Raw genomic sequence first — 6,401 nt, forward strand, 5'->3', positions numbered from 1 at the left:
CGTCGCCCACGTCGACCACGGCAAGACCACCCTGGTCGACGCGATGCTGCGGCAGTCCGGCGCCCTGACCCACCGCGGCGACGACACTCAGGAACGCATCATGGACAGCGGTGACCTCGAGAAGGAAAAGGGCATCACCATCCTGGCCAAGAACACCGCCGTGCATCGCCATCACAGCGACGGAACGGTGACCGTCATCAATGTGATCGACACCCCGGGACACGCCGATTTCGGCGGCGAGGTGGAGCGCGGCCTGTCCATGGTGGACGGGGTGCTGCTGCTGGTCGATGCCTCCGAGGGCCCCTTGCCGCAAACGCGGTTTGTGCTGCGCAAGGCGCTGGCCGCCCATCTTCCGGTGATTCTCGTCGTCAACAAAACCGACCGGCCCGACGCCCGGATCGCCGAGGTCGTGCACGCCAGCCACGACCTGCTTCTCGACGTCGCGTCCGATCTCGACGACGAGGCCGCCGCGGCCGCCGAGCACGCGCTGGGCCTGCCGACGCTCTACGCGTCCGGGCGCGCCGGCGTCGTGAGCACCGAGGCGCCCGCCGACGGTGAGGTGCCTGCGGGCGACAACCTCGACCCGCTGTTCGACGTGCTGATGGAACACATCCCGCCGCCGGTCGGGGACCCCAAGGCGCCACTGCAGGCGTTAGTGACCAACTTGGACGCGTCGGCCTTCCTCGGCCGGCTCGCCTTGGTTCGCATCTACAAGGGCAAGCTGCGCAAGGGCCAGCAGGTGGCGTGGATGCGCGAGGTGGACGGGTTGCCCGTCATCACCAACGCCAAGATCACCGAGTTGCTCGCGACCGAGGGCGTCGAGCGCAGTGCCACCGACGAGGCGATCGCCGGCGACATCGTGGCCGTGGCGGGGCTGCCCGAGATCATGATCGGCGACACGCTGGCCGATCCCGACCATGCCCATGCGTTGCCGCGCATCACCGTTGACGAGCCGGCCATCTCGGTGACGATTGGCACTAATACTTCTCCGCTGGCGGGCAAGGTGTCGGGGCACAAGCTGACCGCGCGCATGGTTCGCAGCCGGCTGGACACGGAGTTGGTCGGCAACGTGTCGATCCGGGTGGTGGACATCGACCGGCCCGACGCGTGGGAGGTGCAGGGCCGCGGCGAGCTGGCGCTGGCGGTGCTGGTCGAGCAGATGCGTCGGGAGGGGTTCGAGCTCACGGTCGGCAAGCCACAGGTGGTCACCAGGACGATCGACGGCAAGCTGCACGAGCCGTTCGAGGCGATGACGATCGACTGCCCCGAGGAATTCGTGGGGGCCATCACGCAGTTGATGGCCGGCCGCAAGGGCCGCATGGAGGAGATGACCAACCACGCCGCCGGCTGGGTCCGGATGGACTTCATCGTGCCCAGCCGCGGCCTGATCGGCTTCCGTACCGACTTCCTGACTCTCACTCGCGGCACCGGCATCGCCAACGCCGTGTTCGACGGCTACCGGCCGTGGGCGGGGGAGATCCGGGCCCGGCACACCGGGTCGCTGGTATCCGACCGGACTGGCAACATCACGCCATTCGCGTTGCTCCAGCTCGGCGATCGTGGCCAGTTCTTCGTTGAGCCCGGCCAGGACACGTATGAGGGGATGGTCGTCGGAATCAACCCGCGCCCAGAGGATCTCGATGTCAACGTCACGCGCGAGAAGAAACTGACCAACATGCGGTCGTCGACCGCGGACGTCATGGAGACGTTGGCCAAGCCGCTGGAGCTCGACCTGGAACAGGCCATGGAATTCTGCGGGCCGGATGAATGCGTCGAGGTGACTCCCGAGATCGTGCGGGTACGCAAGGTCGAGCTGGATGCCACCACCCGGGCCCGCAGCCGCGCGCGGGCCAAGGCCCGGGGTTAACGCTTGGCGCCGGGCCGCTTCACGCGCGTGGTTGCGCGGGCTGCTGAGCACCTGCTCGATACCCTGATGGGCATGCCGCGACGAGCCCGCCGCCTTTTCATGACGGTCGGCGTGGTCGTTTCGTTGGTCGGGCTGGCGCTGGCCGCGTGCACGGTCAACCCGCCGCCGGCGCCGCAGAGCACCGACACGCCGCACAATTCGGCGCCGCCGCCGCAGCGGCCCACCCAGATCATCATGGGCATCGACTCGATCGGGGCCGGGTTCAACCCGCATCTGCTGTCGGATCTGTCGCCGGTGAACGCGGCGATCAGCGCGCTGGTGTTGCCCAGCGCTTTTCGGCCGGTGCCCGACCCCACGACGCCGACGGGCTCACGCTGGGAGATGGACCCGACCCTGCTGGTGTCCGCGGAGGTGACCAACCAAAACCCGTTCACCGTGTCCTACAAGATCCGGCCAGAGGCGCAGTGGACCGACAACGCCCCGATCGCCGCCGATGACTTCTGGTACCTGTGGCGGCAGATGGTCAGTCAGCCCGGGGTGGTCGATCCGGCCGGATACGACCTCATCACCGGGGTGCAATCGCTCGAGGGCGGCAAGCAGGCCGTAGTCACCTTCGCGCAACCGTATCCGGCCTGGAAAGAGCTGTTCAGCAACATATTGCCGGCCCACATCGTCAAGGACGTGCCGGGCGGATTCACGGCCGGCCTGGCGCGCGCCCTGCCGGTGACCGGCGGCCAGTTCCGGGTGGAGAGTATCGACCCCCAGCGCGACGAGATCTTGATCGCCCGCAACGACCGCTACTGGGGCGCGCCCGCGAAACCCGCCCTGATCCTGTTCCGGCGCGCCGGCGCGCCGGCCGCGCTGGCCGATTCCGTGCGCAACGGCGACAGCCAGGTGGCCCAGGTGCATGGCGGCTCCGCGGCCTTCGCGCAGCTGTCGGCCATCCCCGATGTGCGCACCGCGCGGATCGTGACGCCGCGGGTCATGCAGCTCACGCTGCGCGCCAACGAGCCGAAGCTGTCCGACACCCAGGTCCGCAAGGCGATCCTGGGCTTGCTCGACGTCGATCTGCTGGCGGCAGTCGGCGCGGGCAGCGACAACACCGTCACGCTGGACCAGGCCCAGATCCGCTCGCCGAGCGACCCGGGCTACGAGCCGACCGCGCCGCCCGCGATGACCACGCCGGCCGCGCTGGCGTTGCTGGAAGGCTCCGGATACAAGGTCGAACCCAACACGCCGGCGTCGCCGGCACCGACCCCCGCGAGCACCGGGCCGCCGGAAGTCACCCGCGGCCGCATCAGCAAGGACGGCCAACAGCTCTCGCTAGTCATCGGGGTGGCGACGAACGACCCGACCTCGGTCGCGGTGGCCAACACCGTCGCGGATCAGTTGCGCAACGTCGGCATCGCCGCGACGGTGCTGGCGTTGGACCCGGTGACGCTGTATCGCGACGCGCTGAACAACAACCAGGTGGACGCGATCGTCGGCTGGCATCGGGCCGGGGGAAACCTGGCGACGCTGCTGGCCTCGCGCTACGGCTGTCCCGCGCTGCAGACGACGACCGTCCCGACCTCGAATCTGGCAACGACCACTCGTGCCACCGGGCCCACGTCGTCCGCCGGGCCCACCACCACCTCCGCGACGCCCACCCAGACGTCCCCGAGCCGCCCGCCCGAGCCCGGCGCCCTGGTGCAGGCGCCGTCGAACCTCACCGGAATCTGCGACCGCAGCATTCAGTCGAACATCGACGCCGCGCTCAACGGCACCAAGAGCATCAACGACGTGATCACCGCGGTCGAACCGCGGCTGTGGAACATGTCGACGGTGTTGCCGATCTTGCAGGACACGACGATCGTCGCGGCCGGCCCCAGCGTGCAAAACGTCAGCCTGACGGGCGCGGTCCCGGTCGGCATCGTCGGCGACGCCGGCCAATGGATCAAAACCGGCCCCTAAGCGCCCATTTCGAATATTGAAAACGCCGATTTTCCAAATGCGGTTACGCCCGGCGCGCGCGGACCAAAAAGTAACGAATCAATTACGAATAGGCGAATCGAATATCCACAAAGTCAGTTAGTGCAAACGGGCGTTTTCACGACACCATTTCGATACGCTGCCGCCAGCGCAATACCCGCCCGATCGGGCTACGGAGGGGTAGCGGCCGTCTTGTGCTGAACCGGGGAGGTCAGAGTGTCGTTTCTCATCGCAGCGCCGGAGCTAATGGCTGATGCTGCAAAGGATTTGGCGAGCCTTGGTTCGCTCATCGGATCGGCCAACAGCGCGGCGGTCGCCGCCACGACGGGGGTGCTGCCCGCCGCCGCCGACGAGGTTTCGGCGGAAATTGCCGCGCTGTTTTCTTCGCACGCCGCCGGCTACCAGCAACTGAGCGCGCAGGCGGCGGTATTCCACCAGCAGTTCGTGCAGACTTTGACCGCGGGTGCGGGCAGCTATGCGGCCGCCGAGGTAAACGTCGTGCAGACTCTGGCGAGCGCGGTCCCCGCGCTCGGGTTCGACTTCAGCGCCGGGCTCGCGGGGTTTGGGGCCACCCTGAGCGCCGACCTTGCCGGGCTGGGCGCCTCGCTCAATGCGGCGGTGTCGGCCAGCTTTGGCGCCAACGTCGTTGGGCTGGCGCCACTCGGAGCGGCCCTGGCGACGAACTTCAACAGTGGGCTTTCGGCGCTGGCGCAGACCGGCGGGGCGCTTGCGACGAACGTCGGTACCGGGCTTTCCGGGCTGGCCGGCGGCTTCAACGCCGCGCTGCCCGGGTTGCAGGCCAGCCTGAGCGGCGGGCTTTCCGGGCTGAACGCTTCGCTGAATGCGGCGTTGTCGGGCAGTTTGGGCGGCAGCCTTGCGGGGCTGGGGCCGCTCGGGGCGACGTTGGCCGCCGACTTCAGCAACGGGCTGTCGGGGTTGGCCCAGACCGGTAACGCGCTCGCGGCAAACCTCGGCGCCGGGCTGTCCGGCCTGGCCGGCGGCCTCAGTCTCGCATTTCCGGGGCTCGCGGCCAGCCTGGGCGGCAGCCTTGCGGGGCTGAGCGCTTCGCTGAATGCCGCCTTGTCGGGCGGCTTGGGCGGCAGTCTTTCGGGGCTGGGGCCCCTCGGTGCGACATTGGCCGCCGACATCAGCAGCGGTCTGTCGGGATTCACGCAGACCGGCGGGGTGCTGGCGACGAACCTGAGCGCCGGACTCTCCAACCTGGCGGCCGGCTTGAGCGCCGGGCTACCGGGCCTGCAGGCCAGCCTCAGCGGCGGGCTTGCCGGTCTGAGCGGCGCGATCAATGCCGCGTTGTCGGGCGGCTTCGGCGGCAGCCTTTCGGGCCTCGGCGCCGCCCTGTCCGGTGCCTTGCAAACCGGTGGGTCGCTGATCGGCAACCTGAGTGCCGGCCTGCCTGTCCTGATGGGCGGCTTCACCCTGCCGACCAACCTGAACGCCGCGCTTGCCGCGCTGGGCGGCGCATTCGGTTTCAGCCCCAGCCTGGGTGCGAGCATCACCGCGGGGCTCTCCGGGCTGAGCGCCCAGCTCAACGCCGCGCTCTCCGGCGGCCTCAGCGTCGGGATTTCCGGGCTTCCCACGCTGTTCGCCAACCTGGCCGCGCCCTGGCAGACGCTGTTGACGGTGCCGAACGTGCCCGCATTCCTCGCCCAGCTGCAGACGATGGAGGTCGGCTTCAACACGGCGTTGGTCACCAACGAGCTCGGCTTGAACGGGGCTCTGGTCGCCCAGGAGACGGCGCTGGAGACGGCGCTCTTCGGCGGCACCGGCGCCTTGGGCGGCTCGATCGACAGCTTCTTCAACTTCTGGAACACGGTGCTGGGCACCGGCGAGGTGACGTTCGACAGCCTGTTGGGAGCCCAGCTCCCCACCGGCGGCGCGATTCTGGCCAGCCTTGCGGTCGGTTCCCCGGCCAACATGATCGCCGGCGGCGCGCTCGGCGGGCTGCTGGGCGCCGTGGACACCAAGTTCCTGTGGGACCTCGACGTCATCGGGGCGGCGGCGACCGCGTTGACCGGCAATGGATCGCTGCAGGCCGCGTTGACGGCGGGGATCAACGCGGCGGGCTTGCAGGCGTCGTTGACCGCGGCGCTCAACGGATCGCTGTTCGCCGGGCTTCCGGCGACCGGGTTGGGGGCGGCGCTGGTGGCGGCGCCGACGGCGGGGTTGCAAGGATTGGCCTCCGGCCAGATCAACTTCCTCGGAAACCTCATCACCGCGGAGACCGGCTTCAACAGCAACCTGTTGAACAACGAGATCGCTTGGGAGACAAGCGTATTCGGGACGAACAGCGCCCTGAACGGCGGGCTCAACCGGCTCTTCAACGTGGGCAATCTGGTGCTGGCCACCGGCGAGCAGACCGCCAACAGCTTCGTGGGCGGTGTGCAGGCCCCGCCGATCAGCACCGTCCTTACCGGTACTGGAGAGGAGGTCTTCAACGGCGGCAACATCGGCGGCCTGGAGGGCATCTTCGACCAGACCCTGGCCGCCGGCGCCGACTTCGCCGGGTTATCCGTGGGCTAGGTCTGAATCAGCCGGCGCCCGC

3 protein-coding genes are annotated in these 6,401 nt (G+C 68.8%); all 3 read left to right on the forward strand.

What is annotated here, in order from left to right:
• A partial coding sequence (gene typA / locus JWP83_RS09470; RefSeq protein WP_297729191.1) for a translational GTPase TypA occupies positions 1-1,867 on the forward strand: 1,867 nt, incomplete at its 5' end.
• 66 nt (positions 1,868-1,933) lie between these two features.
• Positions 1,934-3,820, forward strand: a complete 1,887-nt coding sequence (locus JWP83_RS09475; RefSeq protein ID WP_297729197.1) for an ABC transporter family substrate-binding protein — start codon at positions 1,934-1,936, stop codon at positions 3,818-3,820.
• A gap of 234 nt (positions 3,821-4,054) precedes the next feature.
• Positions 4,055-6,379, forward strand: coding sequence for a PE family protein (locus tag JWP83_RS09480; RefSeq protein WP_297729194.1), 2,325 nt, complete (start codon positions 4,055-4,057; stop codon positions 6,377-6,379).
• Positions 6,380-6,401 lie beyond the last annotated feature (22 nt).

This window comes from Mycobacterium sp. (assembly GCF_025965855.1).
In the GTDB taxonomy this organism is placed as follows: Bacteria; Actinomycetota; Actinomycetes; order Mycobacteriales; family Mycobacteriaceae; genus Mycobacterium.